The sequence below is a fragment of the Ferroplasma sp. genome, from assembly GCF_031200575.1.
Taxonomy (GTDB): Archaea; Thermoplasmatota; Thermoplasmata; order Thermoplasmatales; family Thermoplasmataceae; genus Ferroplasma.
Genome location: NZ_CP133597.1, coordinates 131,559 through 152,056, shown reverse-complemented (window position 1 = coordinate 152,056; position 20,498 = coordinate 131,559). Strand labels below are relative to the sequence as shown.

18 protein-coding genes are annotated in these 20,498 nt (G+C 37.7%); 6 read left to right on the top strand and 12 right to left on the bottom strand.

Features of this window, described 5'->3' with window-relative positions; all coding sequences use genetic code 11:
- Positions 1-104: 104 nt before the first annotated feature.
- Positions 105-599, top strand: coding sequence for a DUF367 family protein (locus RE471_RS00890; protein WP_309214876.1), 495 nt, complete (start codon positions 105-107; stop codon positions 597-599).
- Here RE471_RS00890 and RE471_RS00885 read toward each other — a convergent pair.
- From RE471_RS00885 to RE471_RS00870, 4 genes are all read right to left on the bottom strand, one after another.
- Positions 590-2,005, bottom strand: coding sequence for a metal-binding protein (locus RE471_RS00885; RefSeq protein WP_309214875.1), 1,416 nt, complete (start codon positions 2,003-2,005; stop codon positions 590-592). The genes RE471_RS00890 and RE471_RS00885 overlap by 10 nt on opposite strands.
- Before the next feature lie 30 nt (positions 2,006-2,035).
- Positions 2,036-3,064 (bottom strand): DUF1611 domain-containing protein, encoded by a 1,029-nt coding sequence (locus tag RE471_RS00880; protein WP_309214874.1) that lies wholly within the window; start codon positions 3,062-3,064, stop codon positions 2,036-2,038.
- Positions 3,064-3,999, bottom strand: a complete 936-nt coding sequence (locus RE471_RS00875) for a pyridoxal-phosphate dependent enzyme (RefSeq protein ID WP_309214873.1) — start codon at positions 3,997-3,999, stop codon at positions 3,064-3,066. The genes RE471_RS00880 and RE471_RS00875 overlap by 1 nt, the downstream gene beginning before the upstream one ends.
- A gap of 139 nt (positions 4,000-4,138) precedes the next feature.
- Positions 4,139-4,912, bottom strand: coding sequence for a D-aminoacyl-tRNA deacylase (locus tag RE471_RS00870; RefSeq protein ID WP_309214872.1), 774 nt, complete (start codon positions 4,910-4,912; stop codon positions 4,139-4,141).
- A gap of 83 nt (positions 4,913-4,995) precedes the next feature.
- Between RE471_RS00870 and RE471_RS00865 the strand changes: the two genes are divergently transcribed.
- Positions 4,996-6,330 carry a hypothetical protein gene (locus RE471_RS00865; RefSeq protein ID WP_309214871.1) on the top strand — a complete coding sequence of 445 codons (1,335 nt, stop codon included), beginning with the start codon at positions 4,996-4,998 and terminating at the stop codon, positions 6,328-6,330.
- Between the two features lie 52 nt (positions 6,331-6,382).
- Positions 6,383-7,684: a serine hydroxymethyltransferase gene (gene glyA, locus RE471_RS00860; RefSeq protein WP_309214870.1), complete on the top strand. Its 1,302-nt coding sequence runs from the start codon at positions 6,383-6,385 to the stop codon at positions 7,682-7,684.
- A 20-nt stretch (positions 7,685-7,704) separates the two neighbouring features.
- Here the strand turns inward: glyA and RE471_RS00855 are convergent, their stop codons facing one another.
- The 6 genes from RE471_RS00855 to RE471_RS00830 form a co-directional block, all read right to left on the bottom strand.
- Positions 7,705-8,802 (bottom strand): CofH family radical SAM protein, encoded by a 1,098-nt coding sequence (locus RE471_RS00855; RefSeq protein ID WP_309214869.1) that lies wholly within the window; start codon positions 8,800-8,802, stop codon positions 7,705-7,707.
- A 60-nt stretch (positions 8,803-8,862) separates the two neighbouring features.
- Complete coding sequence (locus RE471_RS00850) at positions 8,863-9,594, bottom strand: MqnA/MqnD/SBP family protein (protein ID WP_309214868.1); 732 nt, start codon at positions 9,592-9,594, stop codon at positions 8,863-8,865.
- A 1-nt stretch (position 9,595) separates the two neighbouring features.
- Positions 9,596-10,702, bottom strand: coding sequence for a radical SAM protein (locus tag RE471_RS00845; protein WP_309214867.1), 1,107 nt, complete (start codon positions 10,700-10,702; stop codon positions 9,596-9,598).
- Positions 10,703-10,905: 203 nt separating this feature from the next.
- Positions 10,906-11,862 (bottom strand): cobalamin biosynthesis protein, encoded by a 957-nt coding sequence (locus tag RE471_RS00840; RefSeq protein WP_309214866.1) that lies wholly within the window; start codon positions 11,860-11,862, stop codon positions 10,906-10,908.
- Positions 11,859-13,280: a cobyric acid synthase gene (locus RE471_RS00835; protein WP_309214864.1), complete on the bottom strand. Its 1,422-nt coding sequence runs from the start codon at positions 13,278-13,280 to the stop codon at positions 11,859-11,861. The genes RE471_RS00840 and RE471_RS00835 overlap by 4 nt, the downstream gene beginning before the upstream one ends.
- On the bottom strand, positions 13,273-14,301 hold the full coding sequence (locus RE471_RS00830; protein ID WP_309214863.1) for an aminotransferase class I/II-fold pyridoxal phosphate-dependent enzyme: 1,029 nt from the start codon (positions 14,299-14,301) through the stop codon (positions 13,273-13,275). The genes RE471_RS00835 and RE471_RS00830 overlap by 8 nt, the downstream gene beginning before the upstream one ends.
- A 253-nt stretch (positions 14,302-14,554) precedes the next feature.
- Between RE471_RS00830 and RE471_RS00825 the strand changes: the two genes are divergently transcribed.
- Both RE471_RS00825 and RE471_RS00820 read left to right on the top strand, forming a co-directional pair.
- Entirely contained in the window at positions 14,555-15,439 is an 885-nt protein-coding gene (locus tag RE471_RS00825) for a phosphoserine phosphatase (RefSeq protein ID WP_309214862.1), read from the top strand.
- A 2-nt stretch (positions 15,440-15,441) separates the two neighbouring features.
- Complete coding sequence (locus RE471_RS00820; protein ID WP_309214861.1) at positions 15,442-15,837, top strand: DUF131 domain-containing protein; 396 nt, start codon at positions 15,442-15,444, stop codon at positions 15,835-15,837.
- Here RE471_RS00820 and RE471_RS00815 read toward each other — a convergent pair.
- Positions 15,824-16,900 carry an NDP-sugar synthase gene (locus RE471_RS00815; protein WP_309214860.1) on the bottom strand — a complete coding sequence of 359 codons (1,077 nt, stop codon included), beginning with the start codon at positions 16,898-16,900 and terminating at the stop codon, positions 15,824-15,826. The two genes, RE471_RS00820 and RE471_RS00815, sit on opposite strands and share 14 nt — an antisense overlap.
- An 80-nt stretch (positions 16,901-16,980) precedes the next feature.
- Between RE471_RS00815 and RE471_RS00810 the strand changes: the two genes are divergently transcribed.
- Positions 16,981-19,338 carry an ABC transporter substrate-binding protein gene (locus RE471_RS00810; RefSeq protein WP_309214859.1) on the top strand — a complete coding sequence of 786 codons (2,358 nt, stop codon included), beginning with the start codon at positions 16,981-16,983 and terminating at the stop codon, positions 19,336-19,338.
- Between the two features lie 35 nt (positions 19,339-19,373).
- On the opposite strand, the gene RE471_RS00805 is transcribed toward RE471_RS00810, so the two are convergent.
- Positions 19,374-20,456, bottom strand: a complete 1,083-nt coding sequence (locus RE471_RS00805) for a hypothetical protein (RefSeq protein ID WP_309214858.1) — start codon at positions 20,454-20,456, stop codon at positions 19,374-19,376.
- Positions 20,457-20,498 lie beyond the last annotated feature (42 nt).

Sequence of the window (20,498 nt, the reverse complement as noted above, 5' to 3'; positions counted from 1 at the left end):
AATCATTGATATATTTGTTCAATTTTTCTACACACTTTTATTACCGGTCAATTTCTGCACATAAAATACCAAATTTTATATTTTTATTCTAACTGATATATTTCATGGAAAAAATATTCTATGTTTACATGAATCAGGATGACCCTAAAAAATCTACAATGAAAAAACTTGAAAGATACGGTCTGGCAATACATATCCCTATAAATAAAATTTACAGTAAACTATATCTAACTCCATATTCAGAAAATTTCCTTCTAAATTCAGATAAAGAACTTTATGAAAGGCATGGTATTGTTGTAATCGACGGTTCATGGAACAGAATAAGTTCTATTGAAAATATAGAGGCGAAGAATGGCAGGAAACTTCCCCTTCTGTTGCCGGTAAATCCGGTTAATTATGGAAAACCTGGGAAACTATCATCTCTGGAGGCACTTGCAGCAGCCCTGTATATTATGGGCTATCCTGATTTAGCCGATGAATTTATTTCCAAGTATTCATGGGCGCAGAACTTTATCAAAACTAATATCAATCCATTAAATGATTATTCAAGGTGCACTACCAACGGGGAATGCATTGCTGTGCAGGAAAGTTATTTCTGAACTCTTACCCATGCATTATCCTTTAGCTCATATGTTCCATCAGTATACCCGGATAAAATTTTCTTTATGGAAGGCCTGAAATTTTCCGGGACTGCTGACAGTACATCTTTTTCATAGGGCATTATATGCATTCCCGCAACATGGTTTATTTCCATATTCTTATTATCAGAAAACCCGATCTTAGATTCTGCATACTGCCTCTCATCAGGATCCAACCTTAACCGGGATTTTAAAAGCCTGCGCCCGAGCAGTCTTATGTCTGTATCAGAATACATTATATCCCTGGGGTCACCACCTGCAGATTCTATAAATAATAAAATACCCAGGCATTTGGAGCATTTTCCACAAGGATAGATAACACCATCTTTTTCATGGCAGGAGTGGCATGACCGTTGCTGAAGGAATAGGTTTCTATACCTTTCCATCAGTATTTTTTCTTCAACGTATCCGGTTACCGGATAAACTATGGAGTAAACTTCACTGTTTATCCCCTTATCACGGAAATAAGCAGAGATCATCCTGTTAAAATCATATGTCTGGTCAAATATTCCATAATAATATTTCAGGCCCTTATAATCCTCCATGCCGCGGGGATCATCAAATTCATCGCCCATTATTATGTTTCCTATCTTATACTTCCTGATCATTGGAAGAAGAAGGAATATGTACAGCGGAAAAATGAATACCTGTATGGGATAATCATCCGATCTTATATCTATCATTTCCTGCCTGATTATTTTCAGGTGTTTTAAAGCTTCATGATAGAATCTATCAGTGTTTGACCAGACCTTCATTACATTGCCGAAGTTGTTCCTGTAATAATCATATGCTGTCTTTGCAGTTAACCAGTGTGAACCTGATTCTTCAAAATAAAATGCATAGTTGTTTTCCGATCTGTTTATTTCATTGAATATTCCGAATGCCAGAAGGCTCTCCTTTCCTCCGGATGACATTATTGCAACCTTTTCCCTGTAAGTAATCCATGGATTTTCATCCTTTACGATTTCTGGGCATACAAGCTCTGTGATCCCATCTGCGTTTTCTTTGTTTATGTCGCTTTCTGCTGGAATAAATTCTGGTTTGATATAATCATACCTTCTGTTAATTATCTTATTAATGAACACCTCATGGGCATTTATGACCATGAAATCCCTTATAAGTTTTATATCCCTCTGGCTGACCGGAAAATTCAGTAAGAGTTTTCTGGAGAAATATGTGTAATTTATTGCCGGCATTGTAAGTATTAATCCGGCTATATTCCTGTCCACATCTATATCCTCTGCGTATGTAAAAATTAACCTGTAACTGAAATCATCGAGCTTTATGTACCCTGTTATTCTGCGTTTTTCTATTTTATCTATGCTGACCTCTATACTATTGAAAGAAATTATGTTATCGATGTACATTTATTCCCCTATGTATAATGTAACAGACGTTTATAAATCTGATATAACGCCTGTAATGCTTTCGAATTCCTGAAGCGGGTCAAAAACAGGTATTCCATACTGTCTTTCCAGTTTTACCTTTTCATTATCTATCTCATAGGGCTCCATGTTTTCTGTGTTAAGGGATATTGCAATTACCTTCTTGCTGGATACCAGCTCAAGTACCTTTATATACTTGTCCAGTGGTTCTATGGGGAATTCAGGAAACCCATCATAGTATTTCCTTTTTGGCGCATGCTGGAGAATAATGGCATCTGGTCTCATTGCACCTATGATCTCGAACCCCCCAGGATATGCAGGATGAAGTATTGAACCCTGTCCCTCAAGGAACATGTACTGGGGGTGCTTTTCCAGCCATGCCCTGTAAGTTATGTACTCCAGGGAACCTGCAACAAAATCATTTATTATGGAATCCATGACAACCGTGTATGGAAAGCCCTGCATCCATGAGGTTTGACCAGTACCGATCAATTCTGAACTTTTCCCCTGCCTGTTCATGGCATCGTTCAGGTAAACAGCTGTAGTTCTTTTACCTATTGCACTATCAGTCCCCAGCACTGCAATCTTTTTTGATTTTACCTCCTCAATTTTCCCCGTAAATGAATATTCATAGCCATTGAACATCTTCCTTACATCTGTTATCTGAACACCGTATTTCTGAGCCATCCTGCTGAACTCACGGTCGTTGCTGATATACTGGTGCAGCCCGCTGACGATATTCATTCCACTTTCTATTGCATCTGAAACAAATTTTCTATATTCTACAGGAAGATACCCACCGTCGGTTGCAACACCCACTATCATTGTTGTTGCCCCAAGATTCTTTGCCTCCTGTACGGTACTTACAATTCTTATGCCATCCTGCCTGCCCATGAGGACATATCCGGCATCCATGCCGTAATATCTCGAATCTATTACAGATACGATTTCATATCTTTTACTGTACCTCACAAGTCCATTAGCCGTTTTACCGTATGTTGTTGCAAAACATCCCTCTGAGAGAATCACTGCCTTTTCCATTATTTATCACTTCCAGTTAATACTATCACACAACTTTTATTCCTAGCATATTTTAATGCAGCCAAAGCAGCCGAAGCCGATGCAGGCAGTACCGATAGATGATCTATTTCCCTGAACCCTGCTGACATATTTATCATGTCTTCATCAGATACATACGATGCCCTGCCCTTTGTTTTATAAAGCACATCAAGTGCTTTCTGACCATCATATGACCTGTATGCTATCAGTGGCTCGTTGCTATGGGTCTCCACTATACTATCCTGATCAAGTTCAACTATCCTTCTGAACCCATTCATGAATGAATAAACCACTGGATTGCCCCCATCTGTGCTGGACGCTATGAACGATGGGACTTTATCAGACCTTCCATTTCTCATCAATTTGAGAAATCCATAATATATGCCGTACATTGTTGTTCCATTTCCAACTGGCACAGAGACATAATCAGGGGCAAATCCTAACTGCTCATAAATTTCATAGGCTATTTCACTGTAACCTGCCACATCGAGATCACTGTTCTGTGATCCAGGGCTTGCATCATACCAGCCATTTTTCCCCGCTTCATCCCTCATATATTCAACCATTTCCTCATATTTGAGTGGCTTCTCTATGACTTCTGCACCGTACGCTGCTATCTCTGCATATCTTGAATTTGAATATTCAGATGGAATTCCAACAATGGCTTTTATGCCCATTGCCCTTGCGTAATATGCTATGGATGCACCATAGTTTCCACATGTTGCCACAGATATTTCGCTGTAACCTTTCTCTATGGCATTTTCAACATGTTTTTTAGAAATTCTATCCTTCTGGGTTCCTGTAGGATTTACGCCCTCATATTTGAGGAAAAAATTACTGTTCCCTAGATAATTTCCAATATCAAAATCCCTGATTAACGGACTACCTGGAGGCTTATCTTCAGTTTCTATTTCCATTTTTTTCACTGATATCATTATAATATTAATTACTATATAAACATTGAGTATGCAATGATTTGCCATGGCACTGGCAATCATCTATATAAACACCGGATAAAATTATATTTCACTTATTTATAATTTAACTTTAGAAAAATTATATCTTTATAATTTCAAGGTTCATTTCATCTGCTATTTTTCCTATCATATCCTTGACCCTGCCCTTAGTACCATGTGCGTCCATGAGGAATCCCCTACATTCTGGTGTTTTCTTTACTGTACTTTCTATTTCTTCAATGGATATTGTCTCGTGGATATATTTCGGAATTATGTGCCCTATGTTTATTTCATTTTCGAAAAAATAGGAACTGAGTTTTGGTGCATAATGGCCACCTCCTACTCCAACATAATTTTTATATTTTATAATTTCACCATCTATTACAGACCTTGCCATTAACTCTGCAATTCCATCCATTTTCCATTCATTTTCTGTTGTGCCTATTTCTATAAAGTACGATGGTTTTTCCAGATAAGGCCCATGGTGCGTGGCCTCAAATGTAATTTCAAAGTAGTTCCCATGATAGTTACTTTTTATATATCTCAGTGACGCACCCATACCCTCTGGATCAGAAGGCACTATTACATTATCAAACCCGCCAAGTTCTGCCTTCCTCAAATTTCCCACTGGATGCACCGTAAGTGATTTAACCCCTGCACTGGATGAATGCTTGGATAGAAATACCACTTTTTCAATTGAATCATCCAGATTTTCCACATTGTTGTAAATATGCAAATTACCAATAAAAAGGAGTTTATAATTCCTGTATGTAAACGTGTCAGTATTTTCCTGCCTGAAATTATACAGGCGAATCATTTTATCTGCCATCTCCATGCTGGCACCATCTTTCCTGGACGCAATAATTAAAATCATGCCGCCTTATTTAGAAATCCATTATAAAATTTTTTTAGTTTTTCATTAGTAAGATATAAATATCCAAATTTAGGTTTATGTTTATGAAAGCTAAAATAGTTTTAACATTATTGGTTGTCATACTGATGGCCATGTCGGTATCTGCAGCTGTTCCGCTAGCAGCAGGTAGCAGTGTGCAGCAGAATGCAATTTCTGGGGATAGTTATAATGGAATGTCAGGTAGTGCGAATTTCAATTCCAGCATAAACGCGCATTTTCAACATATGCATAATTACGGTGCAAGATTAATGTATAACACGACCACAGGCAACATTTCGGGGAGATTCCTAACCGGAAATTTCAATTCCACTAGTGGAGTTTTCTCCAATTTAACATATAATCTAACATCGACACAGATTATAAGCAAACTATATGCAAACAGTACATCATCGCTTGATATACGCATGCCATATATCCCATTACTCTTCCAGGGTACAAATGTAATCGGGAACCTCTTTATGTATACCAATACCTCATCATTCTTTGTAATGCATAACAACCCAACAATAGAAACAAACATGCTGGTACATAATGGGACGATACACATATATGTGCCATCCGGGGCAACTATATACAACACAAGCAACATGCAGGTTTCTTCGTCAGCCAATGCAAGTCTTAACGCAGAGGCAAACAGCAGTGTATTCACAAATTCAAATGTTGCCATGCATACCATGGTGAATTTCAATAATACCGTAAATGCTGGAAGACAGATGATAATTATTGACAACAACGGCACCATAGCAATGCTATTTGTACATAATGGGTCTTTCAAAATTACCGGACATGAAATATCAATAAGCTCTGCAAAAACAGGACCAGTTTTTGTAAATATGGTCGTTCCACCAGGAATGCAGAAAATTAATAACAATACAACTGTAATGCGCGGAATAATGAAAGGAATCGTATCATCCGAAATCGACCTGAACATGGTTAACGGGACCCTGACAAACAGCACCTTATATTATAATTCCTCAATTCATATGGTATTTACAGGAAAGACATCATCAACAGCAACATTTGATGTGGACTCATCTGTTAATCACCATACAATAGTGGCAATATTCATAGGCAATAATGTAACAAAAAATACAGGGCATGCATATGTAAAATTTGATGGAAAAATAGCATCATATGTCACTGTTTCAACGCTCATGAACGAAACAAGCAGCAGTCATGCATATTATTCCTATGTAAATAGCTCATCAGGAATGTATGTGCTTATGTACATACCGCACTTCTCCAATCATACAATAGAGGTATCTGATGTTCCATTCAAGGCAGTTAACAATTACACAGAATACTACATAGCTGGAGGTGTTATTGCAATACTTGCAATAATCGGAGTGGCAGCCTATGCAATAAAAAAGAGAAAATAAATTTTATTTTTATAAACTAAAGATAAATATACCTTTTTATATTATCTATTTAATGATAAATAAAAGTGATGAATTTTTGGAGGACGCACTTTTTATAAGGGAACTTGCAATGAAGCATAATAAGTTTTTCGAGGAAAGCATACCTCTTATAGCATCCGAAAATATAATGAGTCCCATGGCAATGGAAATGCTTCTCACTGATCTTGGATTCAGATACGCAGAAGGATTGCCACATAAAAGATACTATCAGGGAAACCAGTTTGTCGATCTTATAGAGGATAAGGTGACAGATCTTGGAAGGGCATTGTTCAATGCAAAGTATGTTGACCCACGTCCACTTTCAGGAACCAATTCCAACATGGCGGTATTGTACGCATTTACAAAGCCAGGTGATACTATAACTACGCCCGCGTTATCTGGCGGTGGCCATATCAGTTCAGCGTCATTCGGTGCTGTTGGCTTCAGGGGATTAAAGACAGTTAATTATCCCTTTGATGTTGATGAAATGAATATTGACATTGACGGTACCATAAAGGTTCTGAAAGAGGTTAAACCAAAACTGGCATGGTTCGGTCAGTCTGTTTTCCTTTTCCCGACCCCACTGAAAGAACTGAGGGATACATTTGATGAAATCGGGTCGACAGTTGTCTACGACGCAGCACATGTTCTGGGATTAATAGGTGGAAAGCAGTTCCAGGATCCACTGAGAGAGGGTGCACAGATCATTACCGGGAGTACACATAAAACACTTCCAGGCCCACAGCATGGAATAATTATCGGTGAAACAGAGGAGGAGAAATGGAAAAAGGTCCAGCGTGGAGTATTCCCGGGCACGCTAAGCAATCACCACTTGAATGCCATGGCAGCTCTGGGAGTTACCCTTGCAGAACATCTTGACTTCGGGGAATCCTATGCAAAGCAGATAATTAAAAATGCACAAACACTGGGTTCTGAATTGAGCAAATACGGTTTCAAGGTCCTTGGAGAAAAAAATGGATTTACAAAATCCCATACACTTGCAATAGACGTTTCAAAGAACGGCGGTGGAAAGGAAGTTGCTGAAAAACTTGAAAGCTGCAATATAGTACTGAACAAGAACCTGCTTCCATATGATGACAATAAAAAATCAATGAACCCGAGCGGGATAAGAATAGGAACACAGGAAGTGACCAGAATAGGTTTCAAGGAATCTGACATAAAATATCTGGCAGAATTGATCAGCGATATAATTATAAAGAAAAAAGAGCCGGAAGCTATGGCTGAAAAGGTAAGGGACTTTAAATCCCAGTTCCAGCAGGTTCAATACTGTTTCGGGAAATTAAAACCATATAAATATATAGAACTTTTTAAATAATAATTTTATAAAATTAATTTTTAATATGTTTTGATGGCACGGTACATATTATCCCTTTCAACAGGAATCATATTCAGCTGTTTTATAGAATTAATTATATAGTCTTTTCTGAGATTGCCCACCTGTTTGCCGGTTGCGGGTATAACCTTTTCATCGTATATTGTTCCTCCCCAGTCATTTGCACCGAAGAGTATTGCCATCTGTGCCATCTGCATGCCATTTGTGAGCCATGAGCTCTGTATTACGGGCAAATCCTTATTGAAAACTATCCTTGCAATTGCAATGTTCTTCAGTACAGAAACTCCACCGGATCTGTATTTATAACCCTCCTTTGCAAGTTCTGTGTTTCCTGGCTCAAAATTCCACGGTGTAAATGATAAAAATCCGTGGTATTTTTTCTGCAACTCCAGTATTGAGAGCATATGGTGGGCCTTGTCCATAGATGTTTCGAGATGGCCGAACATCATTGTTGCAGATGTGTGTATTCCCAGCTTATGTGCCTCTTCCATTATCTCAAGCCACTGCCTTCCGCTTTCCTCAGGGCGTCCCATCCTTTTTCTGACGCTGCCATCAAGTATCTCTCCACCGGCACCCGGGATTGTTTCAAGACCACTTTCCCTTAATTTGATTAGAAGATCTTTTACAGGAATATGGGCCTTGAGTGATATGAAGTGTAACTCGGAAGTTGAAAGCCCGTGTATCCCAAGCCTTGGGAATTCCTTTTTTATTCTCTGAAATAATTCTGTGTAATATGAAAGATCAAGAAAAGAATTTACGCCGCCCTGTATCAGCAGCTGCTTAATACCATATGGCTCATAGTATTTTTTTATTTCATCAACAACACCATCCACCGACAGGGTATATGCATCACTATCTGTCTGCTTTCTGTAAAATGCGCAGAAATGGCAGCGGACGTTGCATATATTTGTATAATTTAGTATGAGATTTGAAACAAATGAGACCCTGTTTCCGGATATTTCATCAGTAATTGACCTTGCCAGCCTTCCAAGGTCCCTGAGGCTGGCGGAATCGTACAGGTATACAATCTCATTTTCATCAAGTGTTTCGCCATTTTTTATTTTATTTTCAACACTGTCCATGTAACTGTAAGAAATCATAATTATAATATGGCTTTATAAAATAAATATGTTCCCAATTTATAGATTAGTGCCTATTATCTACAAGTCATTTAATCCTGATACAAATTCAACTGTTTTCATCACCGGTTCACTAAAGGAATAATCTATGCTTCTGTAATACTCCTTCATAACCTCCTCCTTGACATTGAATTTTTTTGAATTCAACTCAACTGCATCCTTAATGTATTTTTTTGATTCCGCTATACGGCCGTTAAGATAATTTACCATGCTGTCGTCCACATTTGTGCCATTTGCCGCAGCTGAAATGGCATATACCGGATACATATGGTACTGTTTTGAAAATTCCAGGCCGGTGTCCATTAATATGTTAAGGTTTCCAGAATATGCCTCTATTGCATTATCACCAATAATCAGTGCATAATCTGCTGTTTTTAAAAGATTGCCAGGGTCGGAATATTTTGAATTGGAGATTACATATGATAATCCCATTCTGTCCAGGACAAGTTTTAGATAAAGTTCAGTGGTTTTTGTCAGGGACGTTACATTTATTTTCATATTATCCTTTAAATGATCAAGCTTTGAGACAAGGAGCGTAGATAGTGTATTCGCTCTGGAATGTATATTCATGCTTTTGATAAGCTTCAGCTTATCCCTGTTTTTTATGTAAGAAACCAGTGATATCATGCCTATCTCTATACTCCCTGCCATTAAATATTTAAGATTATCTGCAGCACTATTCCTAACTGTTTGACCGGCAGGGAACGCCATGTAAAGTGGATCAGAATGAGATAAATTAATGATCCCTATCATTTCAATAGTACTCCTTGATATTATAAAATGTATCTCTCAATGCAGGGACCTTTCCTATTTCCTCAACCATATGATTAAGTTCCTCCACGCTTCCAGAAGTTTTTCTGTTTGTTGCGCCAAAAACCTTCTCACTGAATGCAGTGCCCACAAGATCGCTTCCTCCTGACATCAGTGCAACCTGTGCCAGCTCCTTTCCCAGAGCAACCCAGTAAACACTTATATTTCTGATGGATTTCCCCAGAATTGCCCTTGCCAGAGCATAAACCTTTATGTCCTTATCACCGGAAGCAGGCATCCTGACCTTTCCCATCTTGTAAAGGGGTGTATTTTCTATGCTGAATTTTAATGGAATGAATGATAGGAATCCTGGCTGTTCAAGCTGGTTATCCCTCAATCTGATCATATGATTTATAATGTCATCGTATCCCTCCACAGTTCCATAGGTCATTGTTGAATTGCCTTTAATTCCAAGGCTGTGAATAAGTTTGGCGTCCTCCAGCCATTTTTCTCCGGATATCTTCTCCGGTGTTGTAATCTGCTTCCTTATATTTTCATTGAATATCTCGGCACCACCGCCCGTATGGGCATCCATTCCCGCCTTCCTGAACCTGTCTATTACCTCCGGTATTGAGTTTCCTGTGGTTCTTGCAATGAAATCTATTTCCGGTATTGTGAATGTTTTTAAAGTTATATCTGGAAGCACCTTTTTAACCTCCCTGAATATATTTTCATAGTATTCTATGCTTAAATCCGGGTTAAACCCGCCTACAATATGTATCTCGGTAACATTGAGGTCCTTTGCTTTCATGGCCTCATTATGTACATCTTCGACGGATAATTCAAATCCCTTTTCCGGATTGTATTTCTTTATTTTATACGGAACATAATAGGCGCATATAGGGCATGAGGCGGTGCAGTAATTTGAATAATTTATATTATATGATACAGCATATGAAACCCTATCCCCAACCTCAAGCGATGTTAGAGAATCTCCCAATGACATTAGGGAATAAATATCCATATCAAGTAATTCCTTGGCATCCTTTTCAGTAATTTCTTTGCTCTTCAGGTAATCATACCAGTAATTGCTATTATAAGCCATTGACATAACTGATATATTGTTATTAAAAATAAATAATTATTCATATATTTTTTTAGCTCACCGTGAACACATTCTATAAATAGTTATGAATAAAACATCAATAATTGCCGGATTTCCAGGCATAAATTGGTCATCCATTCTCTGGTGCAGTTAATGCATGATACAATATGTGCGTATCACATTTCGGCTTTCATTCAGATTATATATTGTCATAAAATCACTAGAAGGTGTATAAAAAATAGTATAGCAATAACAGGAATAATAAAGAGAATGAGAAATAAGGCCGCTGACACATAGTATATATTCATGGCCTTCCTGATATCTTCCACCTCTGGCTGTTGCCCCTGATTGTTAATTATATATTCGCCTATTTTTTCAAGTCTAACATTTAATACTGAGGCCATTGACCCAATGCTGTAACCAGCATTCAGGCTGTCAGTTGTATTGACAATTCTTGTTTTTCCGGCGCTGTATCCCATCAGAAACGCACTGATCCTGAATATTCCCGGTACCATCCTGGAACCGAAAAAATTTATGATGGAATCTCCTATTGCAGTGCACCTTCCAATTTCATAATACTGTGACTCCCTGTATGCAATATTTGAATCCATGGTATTTATCACTCTTGACACCAGCGCGCCGGCCAGTCCAAAGAAGGAATAAAAAAATAATGGTGTTAAATATCCATCAACGAATCCTTCTGCTATGGTTTCTATGGATGCAGATGCAATACCGTGTATATCCATATTATCTGTTGGTCTTCTCACAACCATAGATGTATGCTTTCTGGCCATGATAATATCATGATCTTTTATTGAATTCACAATACGCTTTATGTGCTTTCCCATTGAATTTATAGAAAATGTGCTTTTCAAGAAATATACATATATTATTATAAATGCGATCAAAAATAAAATATTTCCCGGCCGGTATAAAATGTAGAGAACTATTATAACCGGCAAGGAGTTCAATATTATAACCCATAGAAGGAATAGGCACCCGGCAAGTATTCTATTGTGGTACCTCATAAAATATGGTTTAAATTTTGAAATCGTACGTCCAATTATCACAACAGGGTGTATAATATTGGGCGGTTCTCCCATAATAATATCCAGTATAAAAGCTAGAGTAACTATAAGTATCAGTAGTTCCGCACCGTTTATCATAATACCAGTTTTTCTATCTTTTGCATATCCATATTGTTCGTGAAAATCTTCTCAGTATATTCTATATTTTTCTCCAGTGTTCCACGGTAGTCATCAATGTCTGCCTTCATTATTCTTTTTAGAATATATCTGTTTTCAAATATCCCGTGTATATTGGTGCCATATACATTCCCATGTACAGATCCCTCAGGCATGCCATCCACAAAAGCAAAGGGTTTTTCATGATTTTCAATACTCCTCCCGTAATGTATTTCATATCCAGTTTCCGGTAAATTTTCTCCGAAAATTCCAGAATTCAGCACGTATTCAACCTTCCCGGTTTGCTTTTTATCCATATATTCTGTTTCAACATCAAGAATGCCCATGCACTTTATCTCAGTTTCATCTGATTCCACCCTATTCTTGTCTATAATTTTTTTCCCCAGCATCTGGTAACCCCCACAGATTCCTATTATAGTTTTATTTTTGTAAATACTCTTCAATTTTTCTGCTATGCCACTTTTTTCCAGATAATATAAATCCTCAGATACAATTTTTGAACCGGGAAGTATTATAATATCACTTTCATCCAGCACTTTAATATTTGAAGCATCAACAAAGGTAAATCCTATGTTTAGCAAATAAAATGGATCCATATCGCTGTAGTTTTCCATGTGTGGGTATCTTATAACACATATCCTGCTATTATGTATCCCAGATTTTGTATAGTTGAGGGAATCCTCACCTGGGAGGGTAAATTCAGAATACGGAATTACCCCTATTACAGTTTTTCCTGTGAGCCGCTCCAGTTTTTCTATACCGCTTTGTAGCATGGATGTACTTCCCCTCATCCTGTTAATAACCAGGTATTTCACAAGTTCGTTATTGCTCATTAGCTTCACTGTTCCATAAAGTGATGCAAAAACCCCTCCCCGTTCTATATCAGAAATAATTATTGCCGGTGTTCTATAAATACTGGAAACAAATATATTTGCAAAATCTCTACCCTCCATGTTTATTTCTGCAGCAGAACCTGCACCCTCGGCTATAATAATGTCATATTTACCGGAAAGCTCTCTTAAGGATTCCCTGATAACGCTTTCCGCATTGGACTTCAGATATTCATAATAATCATTTACTTTCAATGATCCAATTGATTTACCCTGAACTATTATCTGGGATTTGCCCATGCCCTCAGGTTTAATCAGGAATGGATTCATGTACATTGAAGGCTCTGATCCAGAGGCAATTGCCTGAAGCCACTGGGCACGGGATATCTCTGAGGAATCTGCCAGGGATATTGAGTTTAGTGACATATTTATTGCCTTAAACGGGGCAACACTGTATCCTTTGCGGGAAAAATATCTGCACAGGGCCATTGCCATTGTGCTTTTTCCGGAATCTGAAGCTGTGCCCAGTACCTGTATCATTTTAATCATTCAAACCACCAATATACTCCTTTATCGACCTGAGAAGGATTGCATTTTTCCAACGTTTTTTTATGCCTATGCGCATATAATCGCTACCGAATTCTGGATAGTCATCAAGGATTCTAATCATTATATTCCTTGCAGCAAGGAATTTTTTCATCTTCTCCCCATTAATTCCCTTGGGAAGCCTGAATGTTACAAAATTAGCTCTGGGTGACCCAACCGGTTCCATCCCCATTGTTTTCAGAGATTTTATGACATATTTACGTTCCATCTCAGTTTTTTCCGGGATGCCGCTGAAATCCATGCTACAGCCTCTCAGATACAGGAGTGCTGGCTGGCTGATTCTCCACGGGTCCAGATTATTTTCTATGCGGCATATATTCTCACATGAGGACAGTACATACGCAAGCCTGAGACCTGGTATCGAGAGTATCTTGGTTAATGACCTGCCTATTATCAAATTATGATACGCCTCTATCAATTCTGATTCATCTACCTCACGGTTATTTACAAACCAGATAAATGACTCATCAAGAAAAACATCTGCGTTTTTTCCCAGGCAAATATCAAGAATTTTTATGAGGCTGTCTTTTCTCATAATCTGCCCTGTTGGGTTGTCCGGGTAAACAAGAAATAAACTATCAAAATTATAATATTCGATTATCTCTGGATTTCTGTTTACAGCATTGAAGGGTAGTTCAATTCTCCTGGCATCGGTTCTGGCATAATTGTATTCTGTAAATGCCGGGGAAATTATTATTGCATTGCCCTTGAGGCCTGCCATATAAAAATGTATAAATGATGTCAATCCCGGAACAATGGCTATATTACCATTTTTAAATTTATTTTCTGAAAGTATGGATTTGTATTGTTCAAGATTATTTTCTGGATAATTTTTTATATCCTTTCCATATATTTCCATGTTCTTAATATTGATAAAATCATTCATGTTGGCGGAAAAATCAAGTACTGATTCCCGATCCGTTCCCTGTTCTTCTGTAAATGTATAAACATCTCCCCCGTGCATTTTTGCTTATGATTATTTATTATATAATTTTATACGGATTGTTTTTCATTTGTGAAATATATCATATATTTATACCCATTTAATATGCTCTGCACACCCGGGAGTTAAATCATAAATCATGATATTTCTGTAGCTACCGGTTGATAGTAATACTTATATAGTCTTTTTAAATACAAATCTCAACTACAGGTTTATGAACCGGAGTATTATTAATTCGGGCATAATATCTGCAATAAGATATCGAAGTGTTAGCATGACGGACCTTTTGGAAGATTTTGAAACAAAAAAAGAGGCAATCAGAGATGAAGTAGAACTCCATATTAAAAAGCGAGATGAAGCCAATGCAGAAGCGCAGAAGTATGCTAAATTACGTGATGAATTGAATCAAAAAACTCACGAAATGCGCGAGCAGGCTAAGGAGAAGATTGCGGAAAAAAATGATTTGATAGAAAAAATCAAAACACTGCGTGACGAGAAAGAAGTTCATTATAAAAATCTGTCTGAATTGAAAAAGAATCTGAGAGAGTACAAATCCTCCATTGGAACAGGCATGGATATAAAGGATATAAAGGCCAAGGAGAAGGAACTCCAGTATCTTGAAAAGAGGCAACAGACCACAGAGCTCAAAAAGGATGAGGAAAATAAGATTATTGTGGAAATAAGAAGGCTCACAAATGAGATTAAAAAATCAAAAACCCTTCGGGAACAGGAGCTTTTAAAGAATGACACAATAAAGGAACTCACCGATAAGATTAATGAGGAAAGGGCCAAGGGAGAGGAATATAAAAAACAGATAGAAGAACTGTCAAATAGGATATCCCAGCTCAGTGATGAAATAAACGATGAATTGCAGAAACTCGATGAGGTCCGTAAAGAGGCGGACGAGAAACACGAAATATTTATTAAGTATAGCCAGGAATCAGAGGCCGAGCATGCTGCATTCATAAAAGCCAAGGGCGAGTTAAAGGATATGGAAAAGGCCATATTCTCCATAAGAAACAAGACAAAAGTTACAAGGAAAAAGGAAAAGGAATCAGAACTTCAGGAGAAGGCTTCAGAACTCTATGAAAAGTTCAAGGCCGGAGAGCAGCTCACTACTGAAGACCTTCTGATACTCCAGAAGGCCGGCTTCCTGTAATTATGAATGGCAGGCTAGCAGCTATATTTTTAATTCTGGCCGGGTTTATTATTTTAATTATGCTGGCACTGGAAGGACTGGTGCAGTTCGGTATATTTCTTTTCATCCCCTTTGCGGTAAGTACAGATCCACTTACGGTGTTGCCATTTATAATGATATTCTCCGGCGTTGTCCTATTTTTTATTTCAGTTCCAGTTCCATATAAAGGTGATATAAATACTGATATGCAGGACAAGGAAGAGGATAAGAACGGCAAAAAATCAAAAATAGGCGGCCTTGTAATGATTGGTCCCATTCCCATAATATTCGGCAACGACAAAAAATTAATTTATATATACATGGCGGTGGCTGCCTGCATTATAATCCTCTATATCTTATCTATATTCAATCTTCTATAATTTTTGAGGCCAGAGAAACATTATATATCCTAGATTTTCCCATTAAATCCATATCCGGTGCTATTATGCTGTCCAGTATCTCTGAATCCTCCCCGATTATGCAATTTCTCATTATAACCGAATTTTTTATTTTTGTCCCGGATTTCACGGTTACGTTTTCCATAAGGAGAGAGTTGGTTATTTCGACATTATCTCCAAGTACCGCATTACTGTATACCGCAGAACTGGTCATGGTTACATTATTTCCAGCTTTAATTCCCATACCTGTATAACAACGGTTTATTCTGGTCTTTTGAAGCCCGATCATATCCATTATTATATTTTTCCCACTGATAAAATCCTCACTGTACGATTTCCCATATTTTTCCACCATAATCTGGTTCGCAATAATAAGATCGTTTGGTCTTCCTGTATCAAGCCATACTCCCTTCCCCATGTATCCATATATATCGACATTCTGTTTCATAAGTTCTGGAAACAGATCCTTGGCGAAATCATATGGTATTTTTTTAATGTATTCCATAATTTCTGGTTCTATTATGTATATTCCTGTGTTTGCTATATGTGAAAATGTCTGATCCTTATCCGGCTTTTCCAGGAATCTCACTATCTTATTATTTTCAAGTTCCACTATCCCGAACTGCCTGGGATCCTCCACCTCTGTAAGCACCACAGTTATTTTGGCTCCCATATTTTTATGGAATTCCAGTATTTCAGATATATTAAAATCAGAAAGTATATCACCACTACCAACTATAAACGTGTCATCAATAAAGTTGGAAACTAATTTTACACTGCCGGCAGTTCCAGCAGGCTCTTTTTCTACAGAAAACAGTATTGTCTGGTCATCATGCCTGTTTTCAATTATGCTTGTTATAAGGGAGCTAAATTTATATCCTGTGGTAACTATAACATCCTTAATGCCGGCGCTGTAGTAAGAATCCAGTAAATACAGCATGCATGGCTTTCCGGCTATGGGCACCACCGGTTTGGGGATTGAATATGTTATAGGCCTGAGTCTGGTACCCTTTCCCCCGGCCATAACCACTGCTTTTATAGTCATAAAATTGAATAATACCGGTATTTATATTATTTTCTATAATATAAGGAAACCTTAATTATACAAATTTTAATACACTTTGTATGACATCCAGCATGCCTGATCCTGAAACCTATCCAAAAAAACCGAGATCAACAAGGAAAAAATGGTATGCAATTATAATAGTCCTAATGGTTGTTCTTTCCTCCTTTGCCATATTATCTCTTCTCCACCCATCAAGGCTGGAACCTTCTATAAAGGTGGATTCTGCCCAGAACTATATTTCTCCAGGGGAAAATTATACCCTGACTCTCAAATCTAATGAGGCTTACAGAAATATTACAGTAGAATGGGGGGATAATACCGAGACCGCAATGAATTATACTGGCAATACTCTATCAATATCGCATATCTATACCAGTCCAGGTATATACTATATTTATTACTGGGCAAACTTTTCATCCGGGTTATACAGATCAAACACATATATACCAGTATACGTAGAAAACCAGGCATCATCCAATAGAACGGCAGAGGGAATTATTACCGTCCTTAATTCATCAATTCCCTCTGTGGTTTCAAACTCGAATATATACAGACCAGGCACAGCATTAAATATCAGCATTGGCAATACTGGCTGTCCTGTCAACTCAACTTTCAAGATAATCAGTCAATCATTAACAATTTACCATAATGGAACCATGGAACAGAACAAATCGGGATATTCAACATACAGTTTAAATCTAGGCTCTGGGTATTACATACTCAAACTAATTACCATAACAGGTCATGGCACTGCAAATTATAAATCCACATATTATATGGATATACCGGTTAATCCCAATGCAATATTATATATTAACACCGTTGCAGATTCCATTGTTGTTGATAGCCTAAATCCATATTCTAATCTCAACCCGCAGGAAGCGTACACAGCCGGAGATCTTGAAATACTTTACAACACAGAACAATTTCTAGTTGGCAACGGCACATCCGGTTATTTCCCGGAAGTCGCATCCAGCCTTCCTGGGCCGGATGGGAATAGCTATACATTCCATATAAGTCATAACGTCAGGTTCCAGAATGGCATTCCTGTGAATGCATACGACGTATACTACTCGCTGGTGATGGATCTTCTCCTGGAAGATAAATCACCGCAAACACCGGGGTGGATACTGGCACAGTACCTTCTGCCCGGTAACTATCATGAAACAAATAATTATACGAATATCATGAATGCCATAACATACAGTAACAGTACAGATACAGTGACTCTCAATTTTACAGTACATCTGAGCCCCAGCAGGGTCTACGGCCTGCTCTCATCGCCAGGCACATTCATATCATCTGCTACCAATCTGAGCAGGAATGGCGAGGACATATCCTTCACCCCCGCAGGTTTCCACGCTTTCAAGTCAGCTAACTCAAATTATACCATGGAGAATATACTGGCTGACGGCCCATACGAGATAGAAAAATCCGTGCCAGGAAAGTATATTACACTGATCCGCAATCCAGAATTTACCGGCACAGCTAATAATACGGCACCTTCCATGGATACTGTTACAATAGACTACAGAAATAGTTATTCTGCCATATACCAGGACATGAGATTCAACACATCACAGATAGGCGTGTTTCCATCTTCTTACACATATTTATCAGGGCTGGCCTCGCTATCCACATATAATATTACATATAACCTTTCATCCATATACAACTTCAATGCCAATATAAACACAACACTTCTGGAGAGATTTGTCCCAGATGCCAATATGCCGTATAATTTATTCTCAAACATAACAGTCAGGGAGGCATTTTACGAGGCTTATCCAGGAAATAATCTATCAATGGCTAAAAGCCTGTGGCGTTCCTTTATAACCAACTCCACAGAGTCTTCTAAATATCATATTGCCAGTAATTTATATTACAGTGGTAGCCCGCTGGTTATACCTTTATTCACAGAGGCAGGGATATCTGGGTCCAATATATCTGAGTTTTCCAAGAACCTTGCAGCTATGGTCAGTAATGGTTCAAGCTTCCCAATAATAAACGAACCAGTAGCATTTATGAATACTTACATATCAGCAGGAATTAACCCCATGCCGGTTTACGAGGAAACATTGCCTGAAATGAATTCCTCTATTTATTATTCATATCTGGGCAGCACAGAAAATTTTACACATTCATATGCCAATGGATTTAGTTATTATGCATTCAACATTTCAAATAAAAATCAGTCAGTTTTGATGAAGGCGCTTAATTCAAATATTAGCAGCCTGGTTCAGAATTATAATAACACAAATTTGAAAAATGTAAAAACTTTGATGAACAGTACTCATATGTATATATTACCAATTCACAGAAGGGTTGAAATGAAAATTTATTACCAGTCATACCTGACCATGAAAAATAGTATTACAGGGTCAGGAATTATGCTTTTCAATGATATAGTTGCATAAAACAGATTTTCTAAAAATAATACAATCATGTAAATTTATATATCCACTATACTGTCAAACAGATGGATGGCGCTTTCTGGAAACTTATCATCTTTGCATAAGTAAAGGCATGCCATAGCCTGAACTGATTTCATTCTCCTTATGTACTCTGACACCTCAGGAAGTATTCCTGGATTGAGTGAGAGGTCTACTATCGTTACTGTTTTTTCTGTAATAAAGCCTGTACCTATGATGAATTTATAAAGATCAGAAACAGGTATTTCAGATGGCCGTTTACTGTAAAGGCCACTGTTGAACGTTATGCCCATTAGATTAAGCTCTCTTGCAAGCAGTTCTATGAATTCATCTTTCAGTATGCCTTCGCTGTATGGTTTTGTGAGATTTAGGCTTATGAAGTCAAAATCTTTTCTTTCTCTCCGTTTTAAATTTTCTATCTTCCTTATTAAATCCCTATCTTTCCCTGAGTCCATGGTGGATTTCTTATATAGATACATGAGCCGGTCTAAATCAAGCCTGTGCCTATAATAATCCCTTAGAACGGCTATATCCGCGAGATTCGCACCAGTTTTTTTCCTTATAATCAGGGATGCAAGTAAATCCCTTCTATCCGGTTTTCCTGAGTCAAGGACCTCATAAATTTCACTGAACAGGCCCATCACCCCAAAATTTTTGCATGTCCAGAATGTAAACTCTCTCTTTTCTTGGGAACTGTCAAAATCCTTTATTATTGTGTCTATTTCTGTTATTTTTATCATTTCCCTTCTGATCACAGAATTGAGAATATCAATCCTTGATTCATAGGGGAGAAAATCAAGTATCTGGCTGTAAATTTCATTTCCAAGATCAAACAGATCTAGGGGATTGGAGGGTATACAAAGCACATCCCCAAGTACATATGCTGCAATCCCTATCCTGTTTCCGTTCACCCTGAATTTTTTTATATTGGAAATAATATCAATTAAATTTACTCCTCCATGCATAACAGACCCCGAGTACCTGTAGCTGTTAAAAACATCAAAAATAAAAATTCCCGGGATCAATGAAATGTTGTTATTTGCTGAGGTTAATAAAATTTCACAGTTTTCGCTTAAACTCAAAGTAATATTTCCAATTAGCATATCCTTGCCTGAGTATATGGCAAAATTTTCAAATGATAGTAT

Bases quoted from the DNA above. Each gene is read 5' to 3' on its own strand.
- RE471_RS00890 (WP_309214876.1), top strand. From the start codon at position 105: ATGGAAAAAATATTCTATGTTTACATGAATCAGGATGACCCTAAAAAA.
- RE471_RS00885 (WP_309214875.1), bottom strand. From the start codon at position 2,005: ATGTACATCGATAACATAATTTCTTTCAATAGTATAGAGGTCAGCATA.
- RE471_RS00880 (WP_309214874.1), bottom strand. From the start codon at position 3,064: ATGGAAAAGGCAGTGATTCTCTCAGAGGGATGTTTTGCAACAACATAC.
- RE471_RS00875 (WP_309214873.1), bottom strand. From the start codon at position 3,999: ATGGAAATAGAAACTGAAGATAAGCCTCCAGGTAGTCCGTTAATCAGG.
- RE471_RS00870 (WP_309214872.1), bottom strand. From the start codon at position 4,912: ATGATTTTAATTATTGCGTCCAGGAAAGATGGTGCCAGCATGGAGATG.
- RE471_RS00865 (WP_309214871.1), top strand. From the start codon at position 4,996: ATGAAAGCTAAAATAGTTTTAACATTATTGGTTGTCATACTGATGGCC.
- glyA (WP_309214870.1), top strand. From the start codon at position 6,383: ATGATAAATAAAAGTGATGAATTTTTGGAGGACGCACTTTTTATAAGG.
- RE471_RS00855 (WP_309214869.1), bottom strand. From the start codon at position 8,802: ATGATTTCTTACAGTTACATGGACAGTGTTGAAAATAAAATAAAAAAT.
- RE471_RS00850 (WP_309214868.1), bottom strand. From the start codon at position 9,594: ATGATAGGGATCATTAATTTATCTCATTCTGATCCACTTTACATGGCG.
- RE471_RS00845 (WP_309214867.1), bottom strand. From the start codon at position 10,702: ATGTCAATGGCTTATAATAGCAATTACTGGTATGATTACCTGAAGAGC.
- RE471_RS00840 (WP_309214866.1), bottom strand. From the start codon at position 11,862: ATGATAAACGGTGCGGAACTACTGATACTTATAGTTACTCTAGCTTTT.
- RE471_RS00835 (WP_309214864.1), bottom strand. From the start codon at position 13,280: ATGATTAAAATGATACAGGTACTGGGCACAGCTTCAGATTCCGGAAAA.
- RE471_RS00830 (WP_309214863.1), bottom strand. From the start codon at position 14,301: ATGCACGGGGGAGATGTTTATACATTTACAGAAGAACAGGGAACGGAT.
- RE471_RS00825 (WP_309214862.1), top strand. From the start codon at position 14,555: ATGACGGACCTTTTGGAAGATTTTGAAACAAAAAAAGAGGCAATCAGA.
- RE471_RS00820 (WP_309214861.1), top strand. From the start codon at position 15,442: ATGAATGGCAGGCTAGCAGCTATATTTTTAATTCTGGCCGGGTTTATT.
- RE471_RS00815 (WP_309214860.1), bottom strand. From the start codon at position 16,900: ATGACTATAAAAGCAGTGGTTATGGCCGGGGGAAAGGGTACCAGACTC.
- RE471_RS00810 (WP_309214859.1), top strand. From the start codon at position 16,981: ATGACATCCAGCATGCCTGATCCTGAAACCTATCCAAAAAAACCGAGA.
- RE471_RS00805 (WP_309214858.1), bottom strand. From the start codon at position 20,456: ATGCTAATTGGAAATATTACTTTGAGTTTAAGCGAAAACTGTGAAATT.